Annotated in this window: 23 protein-coding genes; 11 read left to right on the forward strand and 12 right to left on the reverse strand. The window is 67.2% G+C overall.

Annotated elements, in window-relative coordinates; translation table 11 throughout:
• The first annotated feature begins 192 nt into the window (after window positions 1-192).
• A complete protein-coding gene (locus ACZ5IQ_RS04620) occupies window positions 193-480 on the forward strand; it encodes a hypothetical protein (RefSeq protein ID WP_073694396.1) in 288 nt (95 codons plus the stop codon).
• On the opposite strand, the gene efeB is transcribed toward ACZ5IQ_RS04620, so the two are convergent.
• The 3 genes from efeB to efeU are packed head-to-tail and all read right to left on the reverse strand — an operon-like array spanning window position 453 to window position 3,800.
• Window positions 453-1,766: an iron uptake transporter deferrochelatase/peroxidase subunit gene (gene efeB / locus ACZ5IQ_RS04625; RefSeq protein WP_464480897.1), complete on the reverse strand. Its 1,314-nt coding sequence runs from the start codon at window positions 1,764-1,766 to the stop codon at window positions 453-455. The two genes, ACZ5IQ_RS04620 and efeB, sit on opposite strands and share 28 nt — an antisense overlap.
• Window positions 1,747-2,907: an iron uptake system protein EfeO gene (efeO, locus tag ACZ5IQ_RS04630; RefSeq protein WP_318986713.1), complete on the reverse strand. Its 1,161-nt coding sequence runs from the start codon at window positions 2,905-2,907 to the stop codon at window positions 1,747-1,749. Before efeO ends, efeB begins: the two co-directional genes overlap by 20 nt.
• On the reverse strand, window positions 2,904-3,800 hold the full coding sequence (gene efeU / locus ACZ5IQ_RS04635; RefSeq protein ID WP_318986712.1) for an iron uptake transporter permease EfeU: 897 nt from the start codon (window positions 3,798-3,800) through the stop codon (window positions 2,904-2,906). The genes efeO and efeU overlap by 4 nt, the downstream gene beginning before the upstream one ends.
• A gap of 193 nt (window positions 3,801-3,993) precedes the next feature.
• Here efeU and ACZ5IQ_RS04640 point away from each other — a divergent pair, with 193 nt between their 5' ends.
• The 5 genes from ACZ5IQ_RS04640 to ACZ5IQ_RS04660 all read left to right on the forward strand — a co-directional run bounded on the left by ACZ5IQ_RS04640 (window position 3,994) and on the right by ACZ5IQ_RS04660 (window position 8,286).
• The gene (locus ACZ5IQ_RS04640) at window positions 3,994-4,719 is read left to right on the forward strand and encodes a lytic transglycosylase domain-containing protein (RefSeq protein WP_318986711.1); all 726 of its coding nucleotides are present in this window, start codon (window positions 3,994-3,996) and stop codon (window positions 4,717-4,719) included.
• 97 nt (window positions 4,720-4,816) lie between these two features.
• Window positions 4,817-6,106, forward strand: a complete 1,290-nt coding sequence (gene eno / locus ACZ5IQ_RS04645) for a phosphopyruvate hydratase (RefSeq protein WP_020099115.1) — start codon at window positions 4,817-4,819, stop codon at window positions 6,104-6,106.
• Window positions 6,107-6,129: 23 nt separating this feature from the next.
• Window positions 6,130-6,825, forward strand: coding sequence for an FtsB family cell division protein (locus ACZ5IQ_RS04650; protein ID WP_073694401.1), 696 nt, complete (start codon window positions 6,130-6,132; stop codon window positions 6,823-6,825).
• The gene (locus tag ACZ5IQ_RS04655) at window positions 6,818-7,309 is read left to right on the forward strand and encodes a DUF501 domain-containing protein (RefSeq protein WP_073694402.1); all 492 of its coding nucleotides are present in this window, start codon (window positions 6,818-6,820) and stop codon (window positions 7,307-7,309) included. Before ACZ5IQ_RS04650 ends, ACZ5IQ_RS04655 begins: the two co-directional genes overlap by 8 nt.
• Complete coding sequence (locus tag ACZ5IQ_RS04660) at window positions 7,306-8,286, forward strand: Ppx/GppA phosphatase family protein (protein WP_464480898.1); 981 nt, start codon at window positions 7,306-7,308, stop codon at window positions 8,284-8,286. Before ACZ5IQ_RS04655 ends, ACZ5IQ_RS04660 begins: the two co-directional genes overlap by 4 nt.
• Window positions 8,287-8,634: 348 nt before the next feature.
• Here ACZ5IQ_RS04660 and ACZ5IQ_RS04665 read toward each other — a convergent pair whose 3' ends face one another.
• The 8 genes from ACZ5IQ_RS04665 to ACZ5IQ_RS04700 form a co-directional block, all read right to left on the reverse strand.
• Entirely contained in the window at window positions 8,635-9,390 is a 756-nt protein-coding gene (locus ACZ5IQ_RS04665) for a cutinase family protein (RefSeq protein WP_133427960.1), read from the reverse strand.
• Window positions 9,391-9,545: 155 nt separating this feature from the next.
• Entirely contained in the window at window positions 9,546-10,226 is a 681-nt protein-coding gene (locus ACZ5IQ_RS04670) for a response regulator (protein WP_212812864.1), read from the reverse strand.
• Window positions 10,223-12,751, reverse strand: a complete 2,529-nt coding sequence (locus tag ACZ5IQ_RS04675; protein WP_464480899.1) for a DUF4118 domain-containing protein — start codon at window positions 12,749-12,751, stop codon at window positions 10,223-10,225. The genes ACZ5IQ_RS04670 and ACZ5IQ_RS04675 overlap by 4 nt, the downstream gene beginning before the upstream one ends.
• Window positions 12,751-13,638 carry a potassium-transporting ATPase subunit C gene (locus tag ACZ5IQ_RS04680; RefSeq protein WP_464480900.1) on the reverse strand — a complete coding sequence of 296 codons (888 nt, stop codon included), beginning with the start codon at window positions 13,636-13,638 and terminating at the stop codon, window positions 12,751-12,753. The genes ACZ5IQ_RS04675 and ACZ5IQ_RS04680 overlap by 1 nt, the downstream gene beginning before the upstream one ends.
• A 2-nt stretch (window positions 13,639-13,640) precedes the next feature.
• The gene (gene kdpB / locus ACZ5IQ_RS04685) at window positions 13,641-15,743 is read right to left on the reverse strand and encodes a potassium-transporting ATPase subunit KdpB (RefSeq protein ID WP_464480901.1); all 2,103 of its coding nucleotides are present in this window, start codon (window positions 15,741-15,743) and stop codon (window positions 13,641-13,643) included.
• A complete protein-coding gene (kdpA, locus tag ACZ5IQ_RS04690; RefSeq protein WP_464480902.1) occupies window positions 15,743-17,413 on the reverse strand; it encodes a potassium-transporting ATPase subunit KdpA in 1,671 nt (556 codons plus the stop codon). The genes kdpB and kdpA overlap by 1 nt, the downstream gene beginning before the upstream one ends.
• Window positions 17,413-17,502 carry a potassium-transporting ATPase subunit F gene (locus ACZ5IQ_RS04695; protein ID WP_406802038.1) on the reverse strand — a complete coding sequence of 30 codons (90 nt, stop codon included), beginning with the start codon at window positions 17,500-17,502 and terminating at the stop codon, window positions 17,413-17,415. Before ACZ5IQ_RS04695 ends, kdpA begins: the two co-directional genes overlap by 1 nt.
• Window positions 17,499-17,594 carry a potassium-transporting ATPase gene (locus tag ACZ5IQ_RS04700; RefSeq protein ID WP_318986701.1) on the reverse strand — a complete coding sequence of 32 codons (96 nt, stop codon included), beginning with the start codon at window positions 17,592-17,594 and terminating at the stop codon, window positions 17,499-17,501. The genes ACZ5IQ_RS04695 and ACZ5IQ_RS04700 overlap by 4 nt, the downstream gene beginning before the upstream one ends.
• Window positions 17,595-17,927: 333 nt before the next feature.
• Between ACZ5IQ_RS04700 and ACZ5IQ_RS04705 the strand changes: the two genes are divergently transcribed.
• The 5 genes from ACZ5IQ_RS04705 (at window position 17,928) to ACZ5IQ_RS04725 (ending at window position 23,550) form a co-directional block, all read left to right on the forward strand.
• Window positions 17,928-19,574 (forward strand): acyl-CoA synthetase, encoded by a 1,647-nt coding sequence (locus ACZ5IQ_RS04705; RefSeq protein ID WP_464480903.1) that lies wholly within the window; start codon window positions 17,928-17,930, stop codon window positions 19,572-19,574.
• Window positions 19,575-19,731: 157 nt separating this feature from the next.
• Window positions 19,732-20,748, forward strand: a complete 1,017-nt coding sequence (locus ACZ5IQ_RS04710) for an AurF N-oxygenase family protein (RefSeq protein WP_406802036.1) — start codon at window positions 19,732-19,734, stop codon at window positions 20,746-20,748.
• Between the two features lie 187 nt (window positions 20,749-20,935).
• The gene (locus ACZ5IQ_RS04715) at window positions 20,936-21,331 is read left to right on the forward strand and encodes a YciI family protein (RefSeq protein ID WP_464480904.1); all 396 of its coding nucleotides are present in this window, start codon (window positions 20,936-20,938) and stop codon (window positions 21,329-21,331) included.
• Window positions 21,332-22,591, forward strand: coding sequence for an RNA polymerase sigma factor (locus ACZ5IQ_RS04720; protein ID WP_464480905.1), 1,260 nt, complete (start codon window positions 21,332-21,334; stop codon window positions 22,589-22,591).
• 197 nt (window positions 22,592-22,788) lie between these two features.
• Window positions 22,789-23,550 (forward strand): EAL domain-containing protein, encoded by a 762-nt coding sequence (locus ACZ5IQ_RS04725; RefSeq protein ID WP_464480906.1) that lies wholly within the window; start codon window positions 22,789-22,791, stop codon window positions 23,548-23,550.
• 265 nt (window positions 23,551-23,815) lie between these two features.
• On the opposite strand, the gene ACZ5IQ_RS04730 is transcribed toward ACZ5IQ_RS04725, so the two are convergent.
• Complete coding sequence (locus ACZ5IQ_RS04730; protein ID WP_067990476.1) at window positions 23,816-25,129, reverse strand: IS256 family transposase; 1,314 nt, start codon at window positions 25,127-25,129, stop codon at window positions 23,816-23,818.
• Between the last annotated feature and the right edge of the window lie 51 nt (window positions 25,130-25,180).

Here is a 25,180-nt window from a genome sequence, read left to right on the forward strand (position 1 = left end):
TCGGGCCGCGCCGGTTGACTCCGCGCGAGCTCGACCGCGAATGTGCAGCTAGCGCGCCTCAGCCGCCGGATCTGCGATCTGTGCGCACACTCGCGTCGGCGGCGGGCCCGGAACTTGGGATCGGTAGCCGAGCCACCCCGGTGTGATTGCTCCAACGACGCCGACAACGAGCGTCCAACGAAAGGAAACACCGTGAAGCTCCCCGCCGCAATCGAACAGCACGTCAACCGCTTCGACCGCCAGCAGAGCCTGATCATCGCGATCAGCACCGGCCTGCTGGCCTTCTGGTCGGGCTACCGCGTCGCCTGGTCGCTGTACCTGACGCTGGCCTACGACTTCCTGTTCGGATCGCTGGTCTTCCAGATCGCGCTGTGGGGCGTGATCGGTGCTGCGGCCGCGGTCGCGGCGTTCGTGTTCTACAACCGCTACCGCACCGCGGACCAGGCCGACGCTCAGCCGAAGAGCGTCGAACCCCAGTAATCCGACGAACCATCACGCACACCCGGCGGGCAGGCAAAGATGCCGCTGCCGGTGTGCGTGATGTATTCGTTGAGGGCGTCGTTGTCGGACAACGACCGCTGCATCGGGATGAACGATTCGGCCGGGTTGCGGACGAACGCGATGAAGAACAGGCCGGCGTCCAGATGGCCGAAACCGTCTGAGCCGTCGGTGAAGTTGTAGCCGCGGCGCAGAATCTGCGCCCCCTTGTTGGCCTCGGGGGAGGCCAACCGTACGTGTGAGTCGAGGGCGACCATCGGTTCGCCGTCGGCACCCTTGCTGTCGAAGTCCAGTGGGGTGAATTCGTCGGTGTACCCGTTGGGTGCGCCGTTGCCCTTCTGCCGCCCGATGACCCGCTCCTGCTCCGCCAGCACCGTGCGGTCCCAGGATTCGATGAGCATCCGGATGCGTCGGCTGATCAGGTACGACCCGCCCGTCATCCAGGCCGGTCCGTCGCCACCCGCGACCCAGACGTGCTTGTCGATGGCCGACGTGTCCTCGGCCTTGAGGTTGTTGGTTCCGTCCTTGAACCCGAACAGGTTTCGCGGTGTGGACTGGTTCCGCGTGGTCGACGACGTGCGGCCGAACCCCAGCTGCGAGTACCGCACCGCGACCGTGCCGAAGCCGACGCGGGCCAGGTTGCGGATGGCGTGCACGGCGACCTGCGGGTCGTTGGCGCAGGCCTGCACGACGATGTCGCCGCCGCACCGCTTCGGGTCGAGCGTCTCGTTGCGGAACTTGGGCAGGTCGACCAGATGCGCCGGCCGCTGCCCGTCGATGCCGAACCGGTCCTTGCCGTCCTTGCGGAAGAACGTGGGGCCGAAGCCGATGGTGAGGGTCAACGCAGAGGGCGAAAGGCCAAGGGCCTCACCGGTATCCGCCGGCGGGGCGTACGGATTGAGCCCGATGGCCCCGTGGGCGACGGCCTCCTCGCCGAGCGTCATGCGCTCGGCCATCTCGGTCCACTTCTTCAGCATTGCCACGACGTCGGCCTTCTTGTCCGTCGTAACGTCGAAGGTGGCGAAGTGCATGCGGTCCTGCGCCGCGGTGACGATGCCCGCCTGGTGGGTGCCGCGGAACGGCACCGGCCTACCCAGGGTGTCCTCGACGACGGCCGCGGAGGAGCGGCCGGCCAGCGCACCGGTGGCGGCGGCGCCGACGACGGCAGCCGTCACCCCGGCGGCGCCGAAGAGCTTGCGCCGGCTGAGCCCACCGGACTCGGTCACGGCCGGCTCAGTGGGCTTGGGCTCACTGCTTGGCGACGACACCCTGCACCTCGCTGACCTCCTTGCTCAAAGCGTCGACGGCGCGCGAAAGTTCTTGCCGCTCAGGCTCGGTCACCTTGTCGTAGGAGATGAAGCCGTCGCCCTGGCGCCACTTGTCCAGCAGCTTCTGGACGTTGTCGAAGGCCGCCTCGACGTCCTTGCCCAGCTGCGGGTTGCGCTCGTCGAGGATCGGGTCGACCGAGCCGACCGCGGTGCGCGAGCCCTCGATGTTGGCCTGGATGTCCCAGAGGTCGGTGTGGCTGAAAATGTCTTCTTCACCCGTGATCTTGGTCTTGGCGATCTCGTCCAGCAGCTCCTGCGCGCCGCCGGCGATCTTGGTGGAGTCGATGGTCCACTTCGGATCCTTGACGCCCGCGTCGAGCTCCTTGACGTCGGCGACCAGCTGGTCGGCCAGGGCATTGGCGTCGGGCTGCAGTCCGGTGACCCACAGCTGCTTCTCCAGCACGTGGAAGCCGGTCCACTTGTCGCCCGGCTTGACGTCGGCTTCACGCAGGTCGATCCGCGGGTCCAGGTCGTCGGGGAACGACTCGGCGACCGGCTCGATGCGCTCGTAGAAGGTGCGGGCCTTCGGGTACTGCGCCTTGGCGCCGGCGACGTCACCCTTCTTCACGGCGGCGGCGAAGGCCTCGGTCGCGGGCACCAGCGCGGTGGTCTGCTCGACGACGTACTTCTTGTAGAAGTCCGCGGCTTCCTTGAACTTGCCGGTGTCGTCGATCTTGACGGTGTCGCCGGTGACGGTGAAGTCGCCGCGGATGCCGTCGCCGACCATGCCGGGCTTGCACGCGGTCTTGTAGGTGCCGGCTTCGGGCAGCTGCACGATCAGCTTGCGCTGCAGGCCGGGGGAGACGTTCTCGATCTCGCCCATGACCTTGTCGCCGGGGCCGTAGACGTAGAACTCGGTGACCTTGGTGCCGTTGTTGGTGACGACGAAGGTGCTCGGGCCCGTCTTGGCCGACGTTGCCGACAGCTTGCAGGCATCATCGGTCGCGGTCACGGTGATCTCGCCGGAGGCGGACTTGTTCTCGTCCGTCTTGGACGAGCACGCGGAGACCGCGGTCAGGCCGGCGAGCAGGGCTACCGATGCAGCTACGCCGGTCTTGACGTTCAGGGCAGCGAGATTCACTTGGCGGACCTTTCGAGGGTGGCAGCAGGGGCGGGTTTGGCTGCGACGGGTCGCAGGAACAGCGTCAGGACGACCACGAGGTACGCCAGCCAGCAGACGAACTGCAGGATCGAGGGGGCGGGGCTGATGTTGAAGACGCCCTGGATCACCTGGCCGTACCACGACGACCAGTTGAAGGCGCCGGTCATGTCGAAGGCCTTGGCGCCCAGCCCGGGCAGCCAGCCGACGGTCTGCAGCGCGTGGATGGCGTACGACAGGATGCCCGCGGCGACGACGACGAGGAACGCGCCGGTGTACTTGAAGAACTTCGCCAGGTTGATCCGCACCGCGCCGGCGTACATGCCGTAGGCGACGACGACGGCGATGAGCAGGCCGATCACGAGTCCGGCCAACGGCCACGCGGTTGACGCGTTGGCGTAGCCGACCATGAACAGTGCCGTCTCGACGCCCTCGCGGCCGACGGCCAGGAAGGCCAGGGTGGCGACGGCCATCCCGCCGGTCTCCAGGGCGCGCGCCATGTCGCTGCGCAGTTCGCCGGAGATGGTGGCGGCGGCCTTGCGCATCCACAGCACCATGGTCGTGACGATGATCACCGCCACCAGGGAGGCGACGCCGGCGATGGCCTCGGCTGCCAGGCCGGAGATGGTGTTCTCGCTGAGCTGGATGGACAGGAAAACGCCGATGGTCATCGCGATGGCGGCGGCGACCCCGAGCCACACCCACTTGAGGGCGTCGCGGCGGTCGGACTTCACGAGGAAGGCGATGAGGATGGTGACGACGATCGCAGTTTCGAGGCCTTCACGAAGGCCGATCAGCAAGCTGCCAAATAGCTGTGAAGAAATGCCCGGGCCTGCGGCGACCAGCGATGTCGAGACCGCGAAAGTGGTGGTCATCCGCAATCCTTAGATAGACTAAACGGCAACACAGGTTTGCCTTGCCAAAGCAAGGCAAGCCAACCTTATCAGCGGATGGGTGACCGCCGTACCTTCGTGCCGGAAAGCTTGCGCTTCGGGGTGCACTCAGCTCGGCATGCGACGATGACGGGCGACGAATCCGTCGACAATCTCTGGGTATAGGGGAGTACCGGTGTTGCGAGCGCGTTGGCTGCGGGCGAGCGCTGTTGTCCTCGCGACGGCGCTCCTGATGGCCTCGAGCTGCTCATTTCAGCCCGGCTACCTGCGCGGAGTGCCGCCGCCGCCCGGGCCCGCGGTGCCCCCGATCAACACCCATGTGAAGGGTCGGGGCGCGGACCAGCTGCGTGACTGGGCCGAGCATCTGGCACCGCCGCTGGGCATTCCGGTCATGGCACTGGAGGCCTACGGGTACGCCGCGCGCGTGGCCGAGGTCGAGAACCCCAAGTGCCACATCGCGTGGACGACGCTGGCCGGCATCGGGATGGTCGAGAGCCACCACGGCACCTACCGCGGCGCGACCATCGCCCCGAACGGTGACGTCACGCCCCCGATCCGCGGCGTGCCACTCGACGGCACCATGAACAACCTGCGGATTCCGGACTCCGACTCCGGCAGCATGGACAGCGACGACGCCGTCGACCGCGCCATGGGGCCCATGCAGTTCATCCCGGACACGTGGCGGTTGTACGGCGTCGACGCAAACAACACCGGGTTCGCCAGCCCCGACAACATCGACGACGCGGCGCTGTCGGCGGCGGGTTATCTCTGCTACCGCGGCAAGGATCTGTCCAGCCCGCACGGCTGGATGGACGCGCTGCACGCCTACAACCTGTCCGACGACTACGCGCGCGCCGTGCGGGACTGGGCGACGGCGTATGCCAACGGGCACCAGCGATAGGTTGCGATAGGTACCGGTAGCTGCCGCACTTCTACTACGGGCACCGTTTAGGCTGATGGGCGTTCGCACGAGTCCGTGACGCCAGAGGGAGACCCAAGTGCCAATCATCGAACAGGTCGGAGCCCGCGAGATTCTCGACTCTCGGGGAAATCCGACGGTCGAGGTCGAGGTCGCTCTGACCGATGGAACCTTCGCTCGCGCGGCGGTGCCGTCGGGTGCGTCGACCGGTGAGCACGAGGCTGTCGAACTGCGCGACGGCGGCGCGCGTTACCTCGGCAAGGGTGTCGAGAAGGCCGTCGAGGCCGTGCTCGACGAGATCGCTCCCGCCGTCATCGGCCAGGCCGCCGACGACCAGCGCATCATCGACCAGGCGCTGCTGGACCTGGACGGCACGCCGGACAAGTCGCGCCTCGGCGCCAACGCCATCCTCGGCGTCTCGCTGGCCGTGGCCAAGGCCGCTGCCGACTCGGCCGGCCTGCCGCTGTTCCGGTACATCGGCGGCCCGAACGCCCACATCCTGCCGGTGCCGATGATGAACATCCTCAACGGTGGCGCGCACGCCGACACCGGTGTCGACGTCCAGGAGTTCATGGTCGCCCCGATCGGTGCCCCCACCTTCAAGGAATCGCTGCGCTGGGGCGCCGAGGTCTACCACTCGCTCAAGTCGGTGCTCAAGAAGCAGGGTCTGGCGACGGGCCTCGGTGACGAGGGCGGTTTCGCGCCCGACGTTGCCGGCACCCATGCCGCGCTCGAGCTGATCAGCACCGCCATCGACGCCACCGGCCTCAAGCTGGGCAGCGACGTGGCGCTGGCCCTGGACGTCGCGGCCACCGAGTTCTACACCGACGGAACGGGTTACGCCTTCGAGAAGCAGACCCGCACCGCCGAGCAGATGGCCGAGTTCTACGCCTCGCTGCTCGATGCGTTCCCGCTGGTGTCCATCGAGGACCCGCTGTCGGAGGACGACTGGGACGGCTGGGTCGCGCTGACCAACGCCATCGGTGACCGCGTCCAGCTCGTCGGCGACGACCTGTTCGTCACCAACCCGGAGCGGCTGGAGGAGGGCATCGAGAAGGGTGCCGCCAACGCGCTGCTGGTGAAGGTGAACCAGATCGGCACGCTCACCGAGACTTTGGACGCTGTCGCCCTGGCGCACGCCGCCGGCTACAAGTCGATGATGAGCCACCGCAGTGGCGAGACCGAGGACACCACCATCGCCGACCTGGCCGTCGCCTGCAGCTGCGGCCAGATCAAGACCGGTGCCCCGGCCCGCAGCGAGCGCGTCGCCAAGTACAACCAGCTGCTGCGCATCGAGGAGACCCTCGGCGACGCCGCGCGCTACGCGGGCGACCTGGCCTTCCCGCGTTTCGCGGTGGAAGCCAAGTAGTTTCGCGGGTCTGACCTTCCGATATGGCCGATCCCAAACGGCGTTCCCCCGCCTCTCGTCCCGCCAAGCCCGGCGAGGCGAAGCGGGGGCGTGCCGGGGCCGGCACGTCGGCCGCCAAGGCGGGTAACCGGCCCAAGGCCGAGCCGCGGCGGGTCCCGGACAATCTGCCGGTTCCGGTCACCGAGCCCATCCGTCAGGCGTACGCGGAGTCGGTCGAGCACCATGCCGAGCAGCGGCTGGGGTCAGCGGCGCGGCGGGCGGCGATTCTCGCCGTCGTGGTGTGCGTGCTGACCCTGACCATCGCCGGACCGGTGCGCACGTTCTTCGCCCAGCGCACCGAGATGCAGCAGCTGGCCGCTGCTGAATCCCAATTACGTTCGCAGATAGCCAATTTGGAGCAGCAGAAGGTGAAGCTGGCCGACCCGGTGTACATCGCCGCGCAGGCCCGTGAGCGGTTGGGCTTCGTGATGCCGGGGGATATCCCGTATCAGGTGCAACTGCCTCCCGGTGCCGTTACGACCCCCGTCGCGCCGGCGCCGTCGCCCACCGCCAAGAGTAACCAGCCCTGGTACACCGCGCTGTGGCACACCATTGCCGATCAGCCGCACGGACTGACGCCGGCTCCGGCCGTGGTCCCGCCTGGCCCGGACGGGGTCACCCCGGACACTGACGTGCCCCCGACCGATGTGCCCGCACCTCAGGCGCCGCCCGGTGGTTGACGCTGCTGATCTCGAAGCCGTTGCGGCCCAACTGGGGCGGGAGCCGCGCGGTGTCCTGGAGATCGCCTACCGCTGCCCCAACGGCGAGCCCGGTGTGGTCATGACCGCGCCGCGGCTGCCCGACGGGACCCCTTTTCCCACTTTGTATTACCTGACGCATCCGGCGCTGACGGCTGCCGCCAGTCGGCTGGAGTCGTCGGGTCTGATGCGGGAGATGACCGAGCGTCTGCAGGCTTCCGAAGAGTTGCGCGCGGCGTATCTGCGTGCGCACGAATCGTTCCTCGCTGAGCGGGACGCCATCGAGTCGCTGGGGACGACGTTCTCCGGCGGCGGAATGCCGGACCGCGTGAAGTGCCTGCACGTGGTGATGGCGCATTCCTTGGCAAAAGGCCCGGGCCTCAACCCCTTTGGTGACGAGGCGCTGGCATTGTTGGCAGTCGAACCGGCGATGGCCGGCATTCTGGATCCGAAGGTGTGGGTGTGAGTTCGCGCGTTGCGGCGGCCGACGGCGTGCGGCGCGTCGCTGCTGTTGACTGCGGCACCAACTCGATCCGTCTGCTCATCGCGGACGTCGTCGACGGCCGGTTGCAGGACGTGCACCGCGAGATGCGGATCGTCACTCTCGGTGAAGGTGTCGACGCCACAGGCGAATTCGCGCCCGCAGCGCTCGCCCGGACCGAAGCTGCGTTGGCCGACTACGTCGAGGTGATGCTGGCGCACGACGTGTCCAAGGTGCGGATGGTCGCGACCTCCGCGGCGCGCGACGCCGGCAACCGCGACGAGTTCTTCGCCATGACCGCAAGGCAACTGGGCCGCGTGATGCCGGGGGCCGTGGCCGAGGTGATCACCGGGACCGAGGAAGCGGCGCTGTCGTTCCGCGGCGCCGTCGGCGAATTGGACCCGGCCACAGGGCCTTTCGTGGTCGTCGACCTGGGTGGCGGCTCGACCGAAGTGGTGCTCGGCGGGACCGGTGCCGCGGTTGCGGATGTGGTCGCGAGCTTCTCGGCCAACATCGGCTGCGTCCGGCTCACCGAGCGCTGCCTGCAGACCGACCCGCCCACCGCCGACGAGGTCGCGGCCGCACGTGCCGTGGTGCGGGAGAAGCTGGACGAGGCTCTGGGCGTCGTGCCCATCGAAGGTGCCCGGACGTGGGTCGGTGTGGCCGGCACGTTCACCACGGTTGCCGCGCTGGCCCTGGGGCTACCGGAGTACGACTCCGAGGTGATTCACCTGTCCCGCATCGGAATTCCGGATGTCGTCAAGGTGTGCGATGAACTGATCGCGATGCCGCGGGCGCAACGCGCCGAACTCGGCCCCATGCACCCGGGCCGCGTGCCGGTGATCGGCGGCGGCTCCGTCGTCGTCGAGGAATTGGCCCGCGAATTCGGTCAGCGGGCGGGGATCACGGAATTGGTGGTCAGCGAGCACGACATCCTGGACGGCATCGCGCTGTCGGTCTGACGCCGAGCGTGGGGGCCTACGCGGAAAACCGAAGCGAATCCCTCGTCAACCCCCACGGTCGACGGTCGAGAATCCTGACTAGACCTTGCAGTTCGGGCGGTTGTGGCAGTGGTGTCCGTCGCGGCAGGCGTTGCACTGACAGCCACAGGTCGACACGTTCTTGGTGGAAACCTTCATTACTGATCACCCCTGTTTGTCTCGGCTTATCGAGATATGACTACCTCACCATAGTTCGATCGCGGGATGGAGTGAAGGTCACGGGAGCGACCGGCGCGACGGTGTCATGACAGACCGACGGCCGGAACCAGTCCTCGTGAGACTGGCTTCCGGCCGTCGGCAGGGGGTGATTCAGTTGGCTGAGTCGTCCGACGTCTGGACCATCGGGGCGGCGGGAGCGGCAGGCGCGCCCAGCTGGCGGGCGACGAAGTCCGCAGCCTGGTTGGCCATGCCGTTGAACTTGTAGGCGCTGTGAGCGGAACGGTCCATGCCGCCGCCACAGATCGGGTCGCCGGGGGCGCACAGCTGGATGGTCTTGCCGGCGTAGGCGCCGCCGATGTTGATGGCGGGCGCACTGCGGTCGGCGACGCTCAGCACGAACGGGCTCGGGGTGCCGAACAGGACGACAGCGGCGACGTGCGAGGCGACCGACGCGGGCATCGGGCCGGAGATGCCGGCGGGCAACGCGAATCCGGCGGGAACGCTGCTCATGGTGCTGTAGCCGGCGACGGCCGCGCCCTGCGAGTAGCCGCCGATGACGATCTTGGTGGCGGGGCACGAGGCGGCGATGGACTCGATGCGGTTGGTGGCGTCGGCGACGCCGTCAGCGGCGGCACCGAAGTCCAGGGAGGCCGGGTAGTTCACGCCGTAGGCGTCGATGTTGCGACCGGGCATCCGGGCGTTCAGTGCGTCGACGAAGGCTTGGCCGGTGGCTCCGACGCCGGGGGCTTCGAAGGTACCGCGGGCGAAGACGACCTCGACGTTCGCACAGGAGTCGTCAGCGGCGTTGGCGGTCGCGACCGGGCCGGCGATGGCGCCGGCGATGATCGTGAAAGCGGCCACGGCGGTCAATGCCACCTTGCCGGCCGCGTTACGAATGGCGCTCATGTTGTTTTCCCCGTCCTTGAAGTTCCAGTTGCCTGGTATAAGCCGAACGGGGGAGCTGCGATTCCGCGCGGTCGTGTGACGTACCGCATACCTAGGGTGACTAAGCACTGGGGATGACCAGGGGCCTCGAATGCGTTGGATTCGGGCCGCCGGCGCTACTCCTGGAAGCGGTACCCCATCCCGGCCTCGGTCAGCAGGTGTTTGGGGTGTGACGGGTCGACCTCGAGCTTGCGGCGCAGCTGCGCGAGATACACGCGTAGGTAGTGGGTCTCCTTGGCATAGGCCGGCCCCCACACCTCCTTGAGCAGCTCCTCGCGGCCCACTAGCTTCCCGCGGTTGCGCACCAGCATCTCCAACATGCCCCACTCGGTGGGCGTCAGGTGCACCTCGGTGCCGCTGCGCGTGACCCGCTTGGCCGCCAGATCGACCGTGAATGAGGAGGTCTCTACGACGGGTTCATCGGTCTCGGACGCGGCCGCGCCACGGCGTACCGCGGCGCGCAGCCGGGCCAGGAACTCGTCCATGCCGAACGGCTTGGTGACGTAGTCGTCGGCGCCGGCGTCGAGGGCCTCGACCTTGTCCATGGAGTCGGTGCGCGCGGACAACACGATGACGGGCGCGGTGAGCCAGCCGCGCAGCCCGGCCAGCACGTCGATGCCGGACATGTCGGGCAGGCCGAGGTCCAGGATCACCACGTCGGGCTTGTGTTCGGCGGCCGACTTCAGCGCCTCGGCGCCAGTGGCCGCGACAGACACGTCGTAGCCGCGCACCGACAGGTTGATGCGCAGGGCGCGCAGAATCTGCGGTTCGTCGTCGATGACCAGAACCCGTGTCACACCCGATCCTTTCCCGCGGCCGCCAGGTCAACCACGACGGTCAGCCCGCCGCCGGGGGTGTCGGTGGCAGAGATGGTGCCGCCCATTGCTTCGACAAATCCTCGTGCCACCGAAAGGCCAAGTCCCACACCGGTGCTGTTGTCATGGTCACCGAGGCGCTGGAACGGCGCGAACAGTTGCTCTTCGGTGCCGCGGGGGATGCCCGGCCCCTCGTCGACGATGGTGATGAGCACCCGCTCGCCGACCTGCCCGGCATTCACCCGCACCACGCTGCCCGCGGAGTACCGCAGCGCGTTGTCGATGAGGTTGACCAGCACCCGCTCGAGCAGGCCCGCATCGGCGAGCGCGACGGCGTCGCCCACTTCGACCTTGACCCGGTCGAGCCCGCGGTTCGCGTAACCGGTTGCTCCGCGGCTGATTCCGAGCAGCGCCCGCTGCACCACCTCTTCCATGTACACCCGCCGCAGCTCCGGCTTCACCACCCCGGCGGCCAGTCGCGACGAGTCGAGCAGGTTGCCCACCAACGCGGTCAGTTGATCGACCGATTCCTCGATGGTGGCCAACAGTTCGGCGGTGTCCTCGGGCGAGAATCCGACGTCCTCGCTGCGCAGGCTCGACACCGCCGCCTTGGCCGCGGCCAGTGGGGTGCGCAGGTCGTGGCTGACGGCGCTCAGCAGGGAGCGGCGCAGCTCGTCGGCCTTGGCCAGGGCTTCGGCGCGGCCGGCTTCCTCGGCCAGGGCGCGCTGGCGCACCAGCCCCGCCGCCTGCCGCGCGACGGCGCCGAGCACCCGGCGATCGCGGGCCTCGGTCTTGCGGCCGGCCATCAGCAGCCAGTATTGGTCGTCGCTGACCTCGATGGCGGTGTCCGCGGAATCGACTGTCACACAGGGCTCTTTGCCGACGCAGGCGACGATGCCGTCCTCCTCGTGCAACAGGCTGACGGCCCGTTGCGCGTACGTCTCCCGGACGCGCTCGAGCAGTGTGGTCAGGTCGGCGCCGCGCAGCACGCTGCCGGCGAACAGGGCCAGCAGCTCGGCCTCCTGCGACGCATGCCGGGCTTCCCGGGATCGTTTGGCGGCACCGTCGACCAGCGCGGCGACGGCGACCGCGACCGCCAGTAGCACCACGATGGTCAGGGCGCTGTCGGGGTCGGCGATGGTGAAGCTGTACCGCGGGGCGACGAAGAAGTAGTTGAGCAGCAGGCCCGACAGCACTGCCGACAAGGCCGCCGGGGCGACGCCGCCGAGCAGCGCGACGACCAGCACGCCGATGAAGAACACCGCGCTCTCGCCGCCGATGTGCAGGAACGGATCCAGCAGCGCGGTGACGGCGGTGATGACGGCGGGCACGACGATCGCGGCAAGCCACGACGCCAGGTGCCGCTGCCCGCGGGTCGCCGTCGACCACGACCAGCCGGGACGGGACTGCTCATGGGTGACCATGTGCACGTCGATCTTGCCGGACTGCTGAACGGTCTTGGCGCCGATGCCCTCGTCGAAGAGCCGGGCCCACCGCGACCGCCGCGAGGTGCCGAGCACCAGCTGGGTGGCGTTCATCTCGCGCGCGAAATCCAACAGGGCACTGGGGACGTCACCGTCACTGCCGCCGACGACGGTGTGCAGGGTGGCGCCGAGGCTGGCCGTCAGCTCGCGCACCTTGCCCATCTGCGGGGCGGACACGCCCGTCAGGCCGTCGCCGCGGACGACGTGCACCACCATCAGCTCGGCACTGGATTTGGAGGCGATGCGCGACGCGCGCCGCACCAGGGTCTCTGATTCGGGGCCGCCGGTGACCGCCACGACCACGCGTTCGCGGGCCTCCCAGGTGTCCGAAATATTGTGCTCGGCGCGGTATTTCGCGAGCGCGGCGTCGACCTGGTCGGCCAGCCACAGCAATGCCAGCTCGCGCAGGGCGGTCAGGTTGCCCTGCCGGAAGTAGTTGGACAGCGCCGCGTCGACGCGTTCGGGTGCGTACACGTTGCCGTGGGAGAGCCTGCGGCGCAGGGCTTCCGGGGTGATGTCGACCAGTTCGATCTGGGCGGCACTGCGGACCACGGAGTCCGGCACCGTCTCCTGCTGCTCGATGCCGGTGATCTGGGCGACGACGTCGTTGAGGCTTTCCAGGTGCTGGACGTTCACGGTGGAGATGACGGTGATGCCGGCGTCGAGCAGTTCCTCGACGTCCTGCCAGCGTTTGGCGTTCTTGCTGCCGGGCGTATTGCTGTGCGCCAGTTCGTCGACCAGCACCACCTCGGGGTGGCGCGCCAGCACCGCGGGAACGTCCAACTCGGCGAACGTCCCGCCGCGGTAGTCGATGAACCGCGGCGGGATCCGTTCGATGCCTTCCATCGCCTCGGCCGTCTTCTTGCGACCGTGCGTCTCGACCACGGCGGCGACGACGTCGGTGCCGCGTTCGAGACGGCGGTGCGCCTCGCCGAGCATCGAGAAGGTCTTGCCCACGCCGGGGGCCGCACCCAGGTAGATGCGTAGCTCGCCCCGCTTGTCCGGCGTTCCCATGTCTCCCATCATCCAATACGGGCTGGGTACTTCTGGTCCAACGCGACATTCAGCTGCAGGACGTTGACCCGCGGCTCACCCATGAAGCCCAGGGCGCGGCCGGTGGTGTTGTCGCGCACCAGCGCCCGGACCTGGTCGGCGGAAAGGTGTCGCGCCTTCGCGACCCGGTCCACCTGCAGGTCGGCGTAGTCGGTCGAGATGTCGGGGTCCAGGCCACTGCCGCTGGCGGTGACGGCGTCGGCCGGCACCTGCGGATCGGCGGGCGCCGCGCCGCGGATGGCGACGATCTGCCCGGCGGTGTAATCCGCGCCGTCCGTGGCGCATTCGACCCGCACGCCCTCATACGTCGCCAGGAACGGCACCTTGGTGGTGGCGCACGGCTGGTTGACGCTGACCACCTGGGTGGGGTGGCTGACGTTGCCGGTGGCGTCCCGGGGGCCGATCACCGACAGCACCGCACCCACACCGTCGGCGGTGCAGAACGGACGGGCGCCTGCGGCGCGGTCCAGGCCCTCGGCCTCGGCGACGGCGTAGCTGCGGGTGCACACCTGGGTCAGCAGGCTCGGCTTGTTGGCCGCATCGACGATGCTCTCGGGGCCGAGATTGCCCGCGCCGCTGGCCATCGGGTCGTATCCGGTGCCGGCGTTGGAGGGCCGGCTCTGGAAATACTGCGGCAGCGCATTGCCTTTGGCGTCGGTGAAGAGCTGGCCGATCAGGGAGCTGCCGACGACCTTGCCGCCCGCCGTGACGAGCGAGCCGTCGGCCTTGTCCTTGAGCCCGGGCAGCTGGGCGACGGCCCAGACGAGCACCGGGTAGGCCAGACCGGTGATGACGGTCAGGACGAGCAGTGCGCGCAGCGCGGCGCTGTGTACGCGAATCAGGTTGCCGATGTTCATGATTAAGACATCCCCGGGATGAACTGGATGAGCAGGTCGATGAGTTTGATGCCGATGAACGGGGCGATGATGCCGCCCAGGCCATAGACGTACAGGTTGCGGCTCAAGAGCTTTGACGCACTGCTGGGCGTGTACCTCACGCCCCGCAGCGACAGCGGGATCAACGCGATGATGACGAGGGCGTTGAAGATCACCGCCGACAGGATCGCCGACTGGGGGCTGTGCAGCCGCATGATGTTCAGCAGATCCAGGCCGGGGAACAGGGCCACGAACATCGCCGGGATGATCGCGAAGTACTTCGCGATGTCGTTGGCGATGGAGAACGTGGTCAAGGCGCCGCGGGTGATGAGCAGCTGCTTGCCGATCTCGACGATCTCGATGAGCTTGGTCGGGTCCGAGTCGAGGTCGACCATGTTTCCGGCCTCTTTGGCCGCCGAGGTGCCGGTGTTCATCGCGACGCCGACGTCGGCCTGCGCCAGCGCGGGGGCGTCGTTGGTGCCGTCGCCGGTCATCGCGACGAGCTTGCCGCCGGCCTGCTCCTTCTTGATCAGCGCCAGCTTGTCCTCGGGCGTGGCCTCGGCCAGGAAGTCGTCGACCCCGGCCTCGTCGGCAATCGCCTTGGCGGTCAACGGGTTATCGCCGGTGATCATGACGGTGCGGATGCCCATCTTGCGCATCTCGTCGAACCGCTCACGCATGCCCTGCTTGACGACGTCCTTGAGGTGGATGACGCCCAGCACTTCGGCCTTGTCGTCCTGCACGCGACCCACCACCAGCGGGGTACCACCGGCTGCGGAGATGCCGTCGACGATGTCGCCCAATTCGATGGGCACGGTGCCGCCGTTGCCCCGAATCCACTCCGCGACGGAATTGGCCGCACCCTTGCGCAGCTTCTGGCCGTCGTGCAGATCGACACCGGACATCCGGGTCAGTGCGGTGAACTCGACCCACGTGGCGTCGGTCAGCTCGCCCGGGGTACGTGCCCGCAAGCCGTGGGCTTCCTTGGCATACACCACGATTGACCGGCCCTCGGGCGTCTCGTCGGCGAGGCTCGACAGCTGCGCCGCGTCGGCCAGCTGCTCGTCGGTGACGCCGGGCACCGGGATGAAACCCGCGGCCTGCCGGTTGCCGAGCGTGATGGTGCCGGTCTTGTCGAGCAGCAGGGTGTTGACGTCACCGGCGGCTTCCACGGCACGGCCCGACATGGCGAGCACGTTGCGCTGCACCAGCCGGTCCATGCCGGCGATGCCGATGGCCGACAGCAGTGCGCCGATCGTGGTGGGAATCAAACAGACCAGTAGTGAGACCATCACGATGCCGGTGACGCCGAAGCCGTCGAGCGCCTCGGTGTCGGGTACGCCCGGGTTGTTGGCCTTCGAGTAGATGGCCAGCGGCTGCAGCGTCGCGACGGCGAACACGAAGATGATCGTCAGCGCGGCCAGCAGGATGTTGAGTGCGGTCTCGTTGGGGGTCTTCTGCCGGTTGGCGCCCTCGACCAGAGCGATCATCCGGTCGACGAAGCTCTCGCCCGGCTTCTGGGTGATCTGTACGACGATGCGGTCGGACAGCACCGAGGTGCCGCCGGTGACAGCGGACCGATCGCCGCCGGACTCCCGGATGACCGGCGCGGATTCGCCGGTGATCGCCGATTCATCCACGGAGGCAATGCCTTCCACGACGTCACCGTCACCGGGGATGACCTGCCCGGCCTCGACGACGACGATGTCGCCCTGCTGCAGCAGGGGAGCGGCGATCTCATCCTCGGTGCCGGCACTGCCCGGCGCCCACCCGACCAGCTTGCGGGCCATGGTGTCGGACTTGGTCTTTCGGAGGCTGGCGGCCTGGGCCTTGCCGCGTCCCTCGGCGACTGCTTCGGCGAGGTTGGCGAAAACGACTGTCAGCCAGAGCCAGAACACGATCAGCCAGGCGAACCAGCTGGAGTTCAGCACGGCCAGGACCGTCGACCAGACGGCGCCGACCTCGACGATGAACATCACCGGGTTGCGCCACAGGGTGCGGGGGTCCAGCTTGCGCAGGGCGTCCGGCATGGACTTCCACAGCATCTTCGGGTCGAGCAGGCCGCCCTTTACAGCGGTATCGGACATCAGTGGATTCCTTCAGCAAGGGGGCCGAGCGCCAGCGCCGGCAGGAAGGTCAGGGCGACGAGGATCAGCGTCACGCCGGCAACCATGCCGACGAACTGCGGACGGTGCGTCGGCAGCGTGCCGATCGACGGCGGAGTGCTGCCCTGTTTGGCCAGCGAGCCCGCCAGAGCGAGAACCAGGATCATCGGCAGGAAACGTCCGATCAGCATCGCCAGGCCCAAAGCCGTGTTGTACCAAACGGTATTGACCGACAGGCCGGCGAACGCCGAGCCGTTGTTGTTGGCGGCCGACGTGAAGGCGTACAGCACTTCGGACAGGCCGTGAGGGCCCGAGTTCAGCATCGCCGCGCGCTCACCCGGCAGCGCCATGGCAAAAGCGGTGCCGGTCAACACGATCAGCGGCGTGACAAGGAAATAGCTTGCGGCCAGCTTGATCTCCCGCGGCGTGATCTTCTTGCCCAGGTATTCCGGCGTGCGCCCGACCATCAGGCCGGCCACGAACACCGTGATCACCGCGAGGGCCAGCATGCCGTACAGGCCCGACCCGGTACCGCCCGGCGCGACCTCACCCAGTTGCATGTTGAACATCGTCATCAGGCCGCCGAGGGACGTATAGGAGTCGTGGAACGAGTTCACCGCACCGGTGGAGGTCAAGGTGGTGGCGGTGGCGAACACCGCCGAATTGGCCACGCCGAAGCGCTGTTCCACGCCCTCCATCGACGCTCCGATGGCGGTGGGCACGGTGCCGTGGTGCTGGCTCTGGAACAGCAGCATGAGGCTGGCGCTGATGATGGCCAGGACCGCCATGACGGCGACGATCGCGTAGCCCTGCTTGCGGCTGTCCACCATCCGGCCGAACGTGCGCGGTAGCGAGAACGAGATCACCAGCAACAGAAAGATCTCCACCCAGTCGGTCCAGGCCGTCGGATTCTCGAACGGGTGGGCCGAGTTGGCGTTGAAGAAACCGCCACCGTTGGTGCCCAGCTCCTTGATCACTTCCTGGCTGGCCACGGGACCGCCGGTGAGGGTCTGCTGCGCGCCGGCCAGGGTGTCGGCGATCTGGTCGTGCAGGTGGAAGTTCTGGATGGCGCCGCCGGCGATGAGGATCAGCGCGGCAATGACGGCCAGCGGCAACAGGATTCGAATGGTGCCGCGTACCAGGTCGACCCAGAAGTTGCCCAGTTCGGTGGCGTGCCGGCGGGCGAACCCGCGCACGAGTGCGACCGCGACGGCCATGCCGACGGCTGCCGACACGAAGTTCTGCACCGACAGACCGGCCATCTGCACCAGGTGGCCCTGCGTCGTCTCACCCGAGTAGGCTTGCCAGTTGGTGTTGGTGACGAAGCTGACGGCGGTGTTCCACGCCAGGTCGGCTGTCATCGGGGTGGCCGGATCGTTCAGGTGCAGCGGCAGGACGCCCTGCACCAGCTGGAAGAAGAAGAGGAACAGCAGCGAGACGGCCGAGAAGGCGAGCGCGCTGCGGGCGTAGGCGCCCCAGTTCTGCTCGGCCTCCGGGTCGGCGCCGATCACTTTGTAGATGAGACGTTCAGCGCGCGAGTGCTTTTCGGACGCATATACGCGGAATATGTAGTCGCCCAACGGCACATGCACCGCGGCGAGCGCGACGATCAGGGAGAGCAGGAACGCGATTCCCGCGGCGGTGGGGCTCACTAGAACCGCTCCGGAAACAGCAGTGCGGCGACCAGGAACAGTGCGATCACCAGACACAGCACCAGGCCGATGGTGTTGGCGTAGTTCATGAGCGCCCTACACCCTTCTCGACGCTCTTCTGGATCACGCCGAGCAGGGCGAAGATCGCCACCGTCAGCACCACGAACACCACTACAGACATGGGTTCTCCCACACGTAAACGGGTCGCCGGCCCTCGGCGACCTCGTCAGCATCGACCCGTGGGAGAGGGCTTCCGGCGATCTTGACGCCTTCTTTACGGCCTGCCCGGCTTCCTTTACGGAATTCTGCGTCGAGCGCCGGACCCAGGGTGCGCGCGGTGAGACAAATGCCTGGTCATGTGATGTTTTGCACCGTATCGGCGGCCGGTGCCGGGGCATTTACGGGAGGCCCGGCCGGTCGGACTCGTAAGCAGTTGATGTCGCGTGGGCGCGCAACCGGCTAACGTGCCATGCAGTGTGGGGCCGATCACCCCTCAAACCTCGGGAGGCATGTGGTGTTGGACGTCGTCGGTGGAGTGCAGCAGAAGCTGGGCCGTATAGCGGAATCGGCAACCGCGCTACGCAGGCTGTTCGAGACCGGCTTCCTGGACCTCGCCAACCCCGGGGTCATGGTCGAGACCGCGAAGAACGCTCCGATTTTCGGCCCGCAGGCGACCATGGCCATCCAGGGTGCACGCAAGTATGCGGGCCTGCCGGCGCTGGTGGATGAACGCGGCACGTTGACCTACCGGCAGGTGAACGACCAGTCGTGGGCGCTGGCCCGCGGCCTGCAGGGCCTGGGCGTGACCGAAGGCTCCGTGGTGGGGCTGCTGTGTCGCGACCATCGTGGCCTGATCCTGGCCATGGTGGCGTGCGGAAAGCTCGGGGCCCGGCTGGTGCTGATGAACACCGGTTTCGCCAAACCGCAGTTCGCTCAGGTCTGTGAGCGCGAAGGCGTCAAGGTGGTGCTGCACGACAGCGAGTTCCTCGGTCTGCTCGACGCCCTGCCCGCGGACATGCCGCGTGTGCTGACCTGGGTGGACGAGGGCCATGAGGTGCCCGAGTCGGCACAGACCCTCGACGCGATCGTCGCGGCCAACTCCACCGAGCCGCTGCCCCCGCCGAGCAAGGCGGGTGGCTCGGTGATCCTCACCAGCGGCACGACGGGCCTGCCGAAGGGTGCGCCCCGAAGCTCGGTGTCGCCACTGGCCTCGGCGCAGATCATCGACCGAATTCCGTTCCCCCGCAAGGGAACCATGGTGATCGTCTCGCCGATCTTCCACAGCACCGGGTGGGCCACCTACACCGTCGGCGCCGCGCTGGGAAACAAGGTGGTGACTGCCCGGCGGTTCAACGCCGAGCGGACCCTGCAGCTCATCGCCGAGCACAAGGCCGACATGCTCGTCGCGGTACCGACGATGCTGCACCGGATCGTCGAACTGGGGCCCGAGGTCATCGGCAAGTACGACACGTCGTCGCTGAAGACCATCCTGATCGCGGGGTCGGCGTTGAGTCCGGAACTGTCCAACCGGGTCCAGGACACCTTCGGCGATGTGCTCCACAACCTGTACGGCTCAACCGAATGCGCCATCGCCAGCGTCGCCACTCCCGCCGAACTGCGTCTCGCTCCGGGCACGGCCGGGCGGGCGCCGGTGACGTGCGAGGTGGTGCTGTACGACGAGAACGACCGGCGCATCACCGGGAAGAACAAGCGCGGCCGCATCTTCGTCCGTAATGGCGCGCCGTTCAGCGGTTACACCGACGGCCGGACCAAGCAGATCATCGACGGCTACATGTCCAGCGGCGACATGGGGCACTTCGACGAGAACGGGCTGTTGTTCGTCGACGGCCGTGATGACGACATGATCGTCTCCGGTGGCGAGAACGTGTTCCCGCAGGAGATCGAAGAACTGCTGGCCGAGCGGGACGACATCTATGACGCGGCGGTGGTCGGCGTCGATGATGTCGAATGGGGAAAGCGGTTGCGCGCCTTCATCGTTCCGAAGCCGGGCGCGGCGCAGGACGCCGATGAGATCAAGGCGTTCGTCAAGAACAATCTGGCCCGGCACAAGGTGCCGCGCGACGTGGTGTTCGTCGACGAGCTGCCGCGCAACACCACCGGCAAGCTGCTGCGCCGGGTGCTGATCGAGATGGACGTCTAGGGCGACCACTCGCCGAACGTGAACCTGATGGTCACGATCCGGCGATTTTTGACGATCTTCTTCAGGCTCGGCGGCGAAGCGACCCTTGACAATCATGTGGGACCGGGGGTCCCATATAACTGGGCGGGCAACGGTGCGCGCGTGGGAGGTTGACGTCATGGCAGCTACGAAGATGATCCGCCGGTGGCGTGCCGGCATGGACGTGCGCGACGACGTCGACTACTGCGCGAATCTGGAGACGCTTTCCGCGGGTTCGGTGCGCCGAAACTTCAACCCCTACCTGGACGTTTCGTGGGATTCGCCGGAGTTCCGGGTGACCGAGAACGATCCGCGCTGGGTGCTTGCCAAGAGCGACCCCATCGGTATGAGCGCCTGGTATCAGGCGCAACCGCTGGACAAGCAGATCGCGATCGGCATGTGGCGCCAGGCCAACGTCGCCAAAGCGGGCCAGCAGTTCGAGAGCATGCTGATCCGCGGGTTGCTCGCTTACACCTTCTGGGTGCCCAACGGCAGCCCCGAATACCGGTATTGCCTGCACGAAGCGAACGAAGAGGGCAACCACACCCTGATGTTCCAGGAGATGGTCAACCACGTCGGCGTGGACGTCCCGGGCCTGCCGCGCTGGGTCAAATGGATCAACTGGCTCTTCCCGCTGTTCGCGAGCCCGATGCCGGCGTTCTTCTTCATGATGGTGCTCTGCGGCGAGGAGCCCATCGACCACATGCAGAAATCCATTCTGCGCGAAGGCAGTTCGATACACCCGATCATGGAGCGCGTCATGGCGATCCACGTCGCCGAGGAAGCGCGGCACATCTCGTTCGCCCACGAGTTCCTGCGCCGGCGGATCCCGGAGATGCGGCCGTTCAACCGCTTTGTGCTGTCGCTGTTCTATCCGCTGGGCTTCCGGGTCGCGGCCTCGCTCATCGCCAAGCCGCCCCGCGTCTTCTGGCGTGAATTCGACATTCCCAAGTCGGTGAAGAAAGAGATCTTCTGGCGGGCGCCGGAATCCAGGACGATGCTGCGCGAGTTCTACGGTGATGTCCGCATGCTCGCCGAAGACACCGGCCTGATGAACCCGGTTGCCAAGGTGCTGTGGCGGCTGTTCCGGATCGACGGTCCGGCCTCGCGCTACCGCAGCGAGCCGGTGCGCCAGGCCGTCGTCCCCGTGGCCTGACCGAGGCCGTCACCTGCTCGGCGCTGACCCAACGTGCCGCTGACAGCGTCGCTGCGCCTATATATCCTCGGCGACGCTCTCAGGGGCACATTGTGTCGCCAAAATCTTTTTCGTGCGCCGTGTCGAAATCTGCCCCCGCCGTTCGACGTGTGTGTGAAGGATTGACACAACGACGAAAGGTCAGGCAATGCGCTACATGGGTTTGGTCATCATGGATCCCAACCAGGGACCGCCACCGCAGGCTCTGATGGACGCGATGGAGGTCTACGTCGGCAAGAACGCCGCGGACGGCATCTACCTCGACGGCGGCGGTCTGGGGCAGGGCGAGAACCGCATCGGTTACCAGGTCCGTTCCGGCCAGATGAGCACGACCGATGGGCCTTTCACCGAGGGCAAGGAGATCATCGGTGGGTTCGCCATGCTGGAGTACCGCAACCACGCCGAGGCCGTCGAGGGGGCCCGTTCCTTCACTGAACTGCACCGGGAGCACTGGCCCGAGTGGGAAGGCCGCGTTGAGCTGCATCTGATCGAAGGCCCCGAGGCCACCGGGTGTCCCGTGGGTGAGCAGGAACCGGGCGCCTGATTGGCGGCGACCGATATCGGGGGTGCCGGTTCGGCCGGCGCCGAGGCAGTGACCGCCGCCTGGCGCGCCGAATCGGCGCGCCTCGTGGCGGCGCTGACCCGCATGACCCGCGACATCGAACTCGCGGAGGACGTCGCGCAGGACGCGCTGGTCGCGGCGCTGGAGGAATGGCCCGCGAGTGGAATTCCCGCCAACCCCGCCGCATGGCTGATGACAGCGGCGAAGCGCCGCGCGATCGACCACATCCGTCGCGCCGAGACGCTGCGCCGCAAGACCGAGGAGATCGGACACCGCCTGGAGGAGGTCGACATGCCCGATTTCGCAGGGCAGGTCGACTTCATCGAAGACGACGTGCTCCGGCTGATGTTCCTGACGTGTCACCCGGGCCTGGCCCCGGCGTCGCGTGCGGCGCTGACGCTGCGGCTGGTGTCGGGGCTGAGCACCGCTGAGATCGCCCGTGCCTTCCTGGTGCCCGAACCGACCATGGCACAACGGATCAGCCGCGCGAAGAAGGCCCTCGTCGGTGCGGACATGGAGCTGCCGGTGGGGGCCGAGCGCGTCGCCCGCCTTGATGACGTGCTGGCCGCCATCTACCTCACCTTCAACGAAGGGTACGTGGCGACGACCGGCGCTGATTGGACGCGCCCGGACCTCTGTTTCGAAGCGATCCGGCTGGCGCGCATGGTGGCTGCCATGGTGCCGGACATCCCGGATTCGCTTGGGCTGCAAGCACTTCTCGAACTTCAGGCGTCGCGGATTCCCGCTCGCGTGGACCGCGACGGTGCGCCGGTGCTGCTGGACGATCAGGACCGGGCCCGGTGGGATCACCTGCTGCGGCGCCGTGGTCTCCAGGTACTGGCCCGGGCCGAGCAGCTCGCCGAGACGGGTGCGCCCGTCGGGACTTACTTCTTGCAGGCGGCCATCGCCGCGTGTCATGCGCGGGCGATGCGGGCCGAGGACACCGATTGGCAGCGGATCGCGGACCTGTACGACGTGCTGGCGCTCGCCGCGCCGGGTCCCGTCGTCGAGGTGAACCGCGCGGTGGCGCACGGACGTGCGTATGGGGCCGAAGCGGGACTGGCGGTGCTCGACGCGCTCGGGCCGGATCCGCTGCCACGATCGCCGCTGCCGCACGCGGTGCGCGGAGATCTGTTGGAGCGCTTGGGTCGAACCGCCGAGGCGTCGGCGGCATTCACGCGTGCTGCCGAACTCAGCACCAACGAGGCGGAACGGTCGCTGCTGCTCCGTCGGGCCGAATGACGCGGACGTGCACGACAATCAGACGGAACAACTACACGTCAGGGCCGGTGGCGCGAGGCGGCGCGGTCCGCTTTACCCAGAGCGCAATGATTGACCCGCGCGAGACATTGGGTCAGGATTGCCTCAAGCGACACTGCTTGATGCGGTCGCGTGCTTCGATGCGGGGCGGGGGTGAGCGAGCCATCTCTGAACTCCTCATGGACCTTCGTCAGGCGATCGAGCGAGACGAACTCTCTCTGGTTTATCAACCCAAATTCGATGCGCACACGGCCGCTGTCGTTGGGGTCGAGGCGTTGCTGCGGTGGCGTCATCTGGACCGCGGCTTATTGCGGCCCGCGGATTTCCTGCCGTTGGTGCGTGAGCACGGTCTGATGGAACAGGCCACGGGTCTGGTCGTCAACATGGCACTCGATGACGCGCTGCGGTGGTACGCCGCCGGGGCGGAAGTGCCTGTGGCCGTTAACCTTTTCGCGCCGTTTCTCAGCGATTTGAACCTGCCGGACCACCTGTGTCAGGCGGTGGACGACCGTGGGCTGCCGTCGTCGGCCCTTGCGGTCGAGATCACCGAAGACCTGTTCGTCGACAACATGGAAGACACCCGGACGGTGCTGACAGGCCTGCTCGATCGCGGCATCAGGATCGCCCTCGACGATTTCGGCACCGGTTACTCCGCCCTGACGTACCTGTCCGATCTGCCGGTCGACGAGATCAAGCTGGACCACGACTTCATCGCCCGGGTCACGGTCGACGATCGTGCCGCGCTGGTGGTGCGCACCATCATCGACCTTGCGCACAAGCTCGGTTTCGGGATCGTCGCCGAGGGCATCGAGAGCGCCGAATCTGCGGCTCAGTTGCGGGATTTCGGATGCGATGTGTTGCAGGGGTTCTACCTCAGTCCTCCCCTTCAGGCGTCCGAAGTGCTCGGTGTGGTCAGTGCCGGCGCCCGGGCCACGTTCTGAAACGGCATTTTTGCGGCTCTCGACTTGACGTAGGAGCGAATTCAACGGACAGTTGATTTATTACTCAATCTGGTAACGGTCAGTTGAGTGATGCGCAGCGTCGCGCGCGGTTACGTCCGGCAGTGCTCACTGTGTTGGGAAGGCGCCCTCACTCATGTCCACGCTCACATCCACAGCCGTTCCCGTCGAAATGACGGCCACCGAAACAGGTTTCCTGCGGCGCAACGGTCCCGAGCAATTGTCAATACCTGTGGATCGGGGTGTTTCAGGCGACCTCCGTTTCGGTGTGTTGATCGCCGTCTGACGGTGGTGTCGGTGGGGTGATGTCGGTGGGCCGTTCGAGCAGTTTGCCTTTGTGGAAGACCGCTCCGGCGCGGACGAGGGCGACCAGATGTGGGGCGTTGACGGCCCGCCAACGGGCTTGGGCTGCGTCGATCAGCTTGTAGGCCATGGCCAATCCAGCGGCCCGCGATCCCGGACCCTTGGTGACCTTCGTTCTCAAACGCACTGTGGCGAAGGTGGATTCGATCGGATTCGTGGTACGCAGATGGATCCAGTGCTCGGCGGGGTAGTGGTAGAACTCCAGCAGGACATCGAGGTCGTCGACGATCTTGGCGACCACTTTCGGGTACTTCGCGCCGAAGGCAACCGCGAAGGCCTTGACCGCGACCTGAGCTTTGTCGATGTCTTCGGCGTTGTAGATGTCCTTGATGGCCGCCAGCGCGGCCGGATGCGCTGACTTCGGCAGTGCGGAAAGGACGTTGGCCTGCTTGTGGAACCAGCAGCGCTGCTCTCGGGTCTTCGGGAATACCTCCCGCACCGCCTTCCAGAACCCGAGCGCGCCATCGCCGACGGCCAGCACTGGGGCGGTCATGCCGCGTCGTTTGCAGTCGCGCAGCAGATCCGCCCACGACTCGCATGACTCCCGATAGCCGTCGGTGATCGCCACGAGCTCTTTGCGGCCGTCAGCGCGCACGCCGAGCATCACCAGCAGGCACAGCTTCTCCTGGTCCAGGCGGACCTTGAGGTGAATGCCGTCGACCCACAGGTAGACGTAGTCGCTGCCGGACAGGTCCCGGGCAGCGAACGTACGGGCTTCGTCTTGCCACTGCGCGGTCAGACGGGTGATCGTGGTGGCCGACAACCCGGCACCCGAGCCGAGGAACTGCTCGAGTGCGGGCCCGAAGTCGCTGGTCGATAGGCCGTGCAGATACAGCAGCGGCAGCACCTCACTCATCTGCGGGGACTTGCGTGCCCAGGCCGGCAGGATCGCCGAGGAAAACCGCTGCCGCTCACCAGAATCGGGGTCGACACGGCGATCGTTGACCCGCGGCGCCTTCACCTGCACGGCACCGGCCGCGGTCAGCACCTCACGCGGCTGGTGATAGCCGTTGCGGACCACCAGTCGGTGACCGTTCTCGTCGAGCTGATCAGCGAATGCGGCCACGTACGCGGCGACCTCGGCCTGCAGGGCAGCGGCCAACATCTGCCGGGCTCCGTCGCGGACGATCTCGTCCAACAACGACCGGCCGGCCTCGCCGCCGTTGGCCTCCTCGGCATCGTGAACTACGGTGAGCATGGGCGTACCTTCCCAACCAGCGCGCCAACGCCGGTCTTGATCGAATACCTG

Source organism: Mycobacterium toneyamaense, from assembly GCF_055384815.1.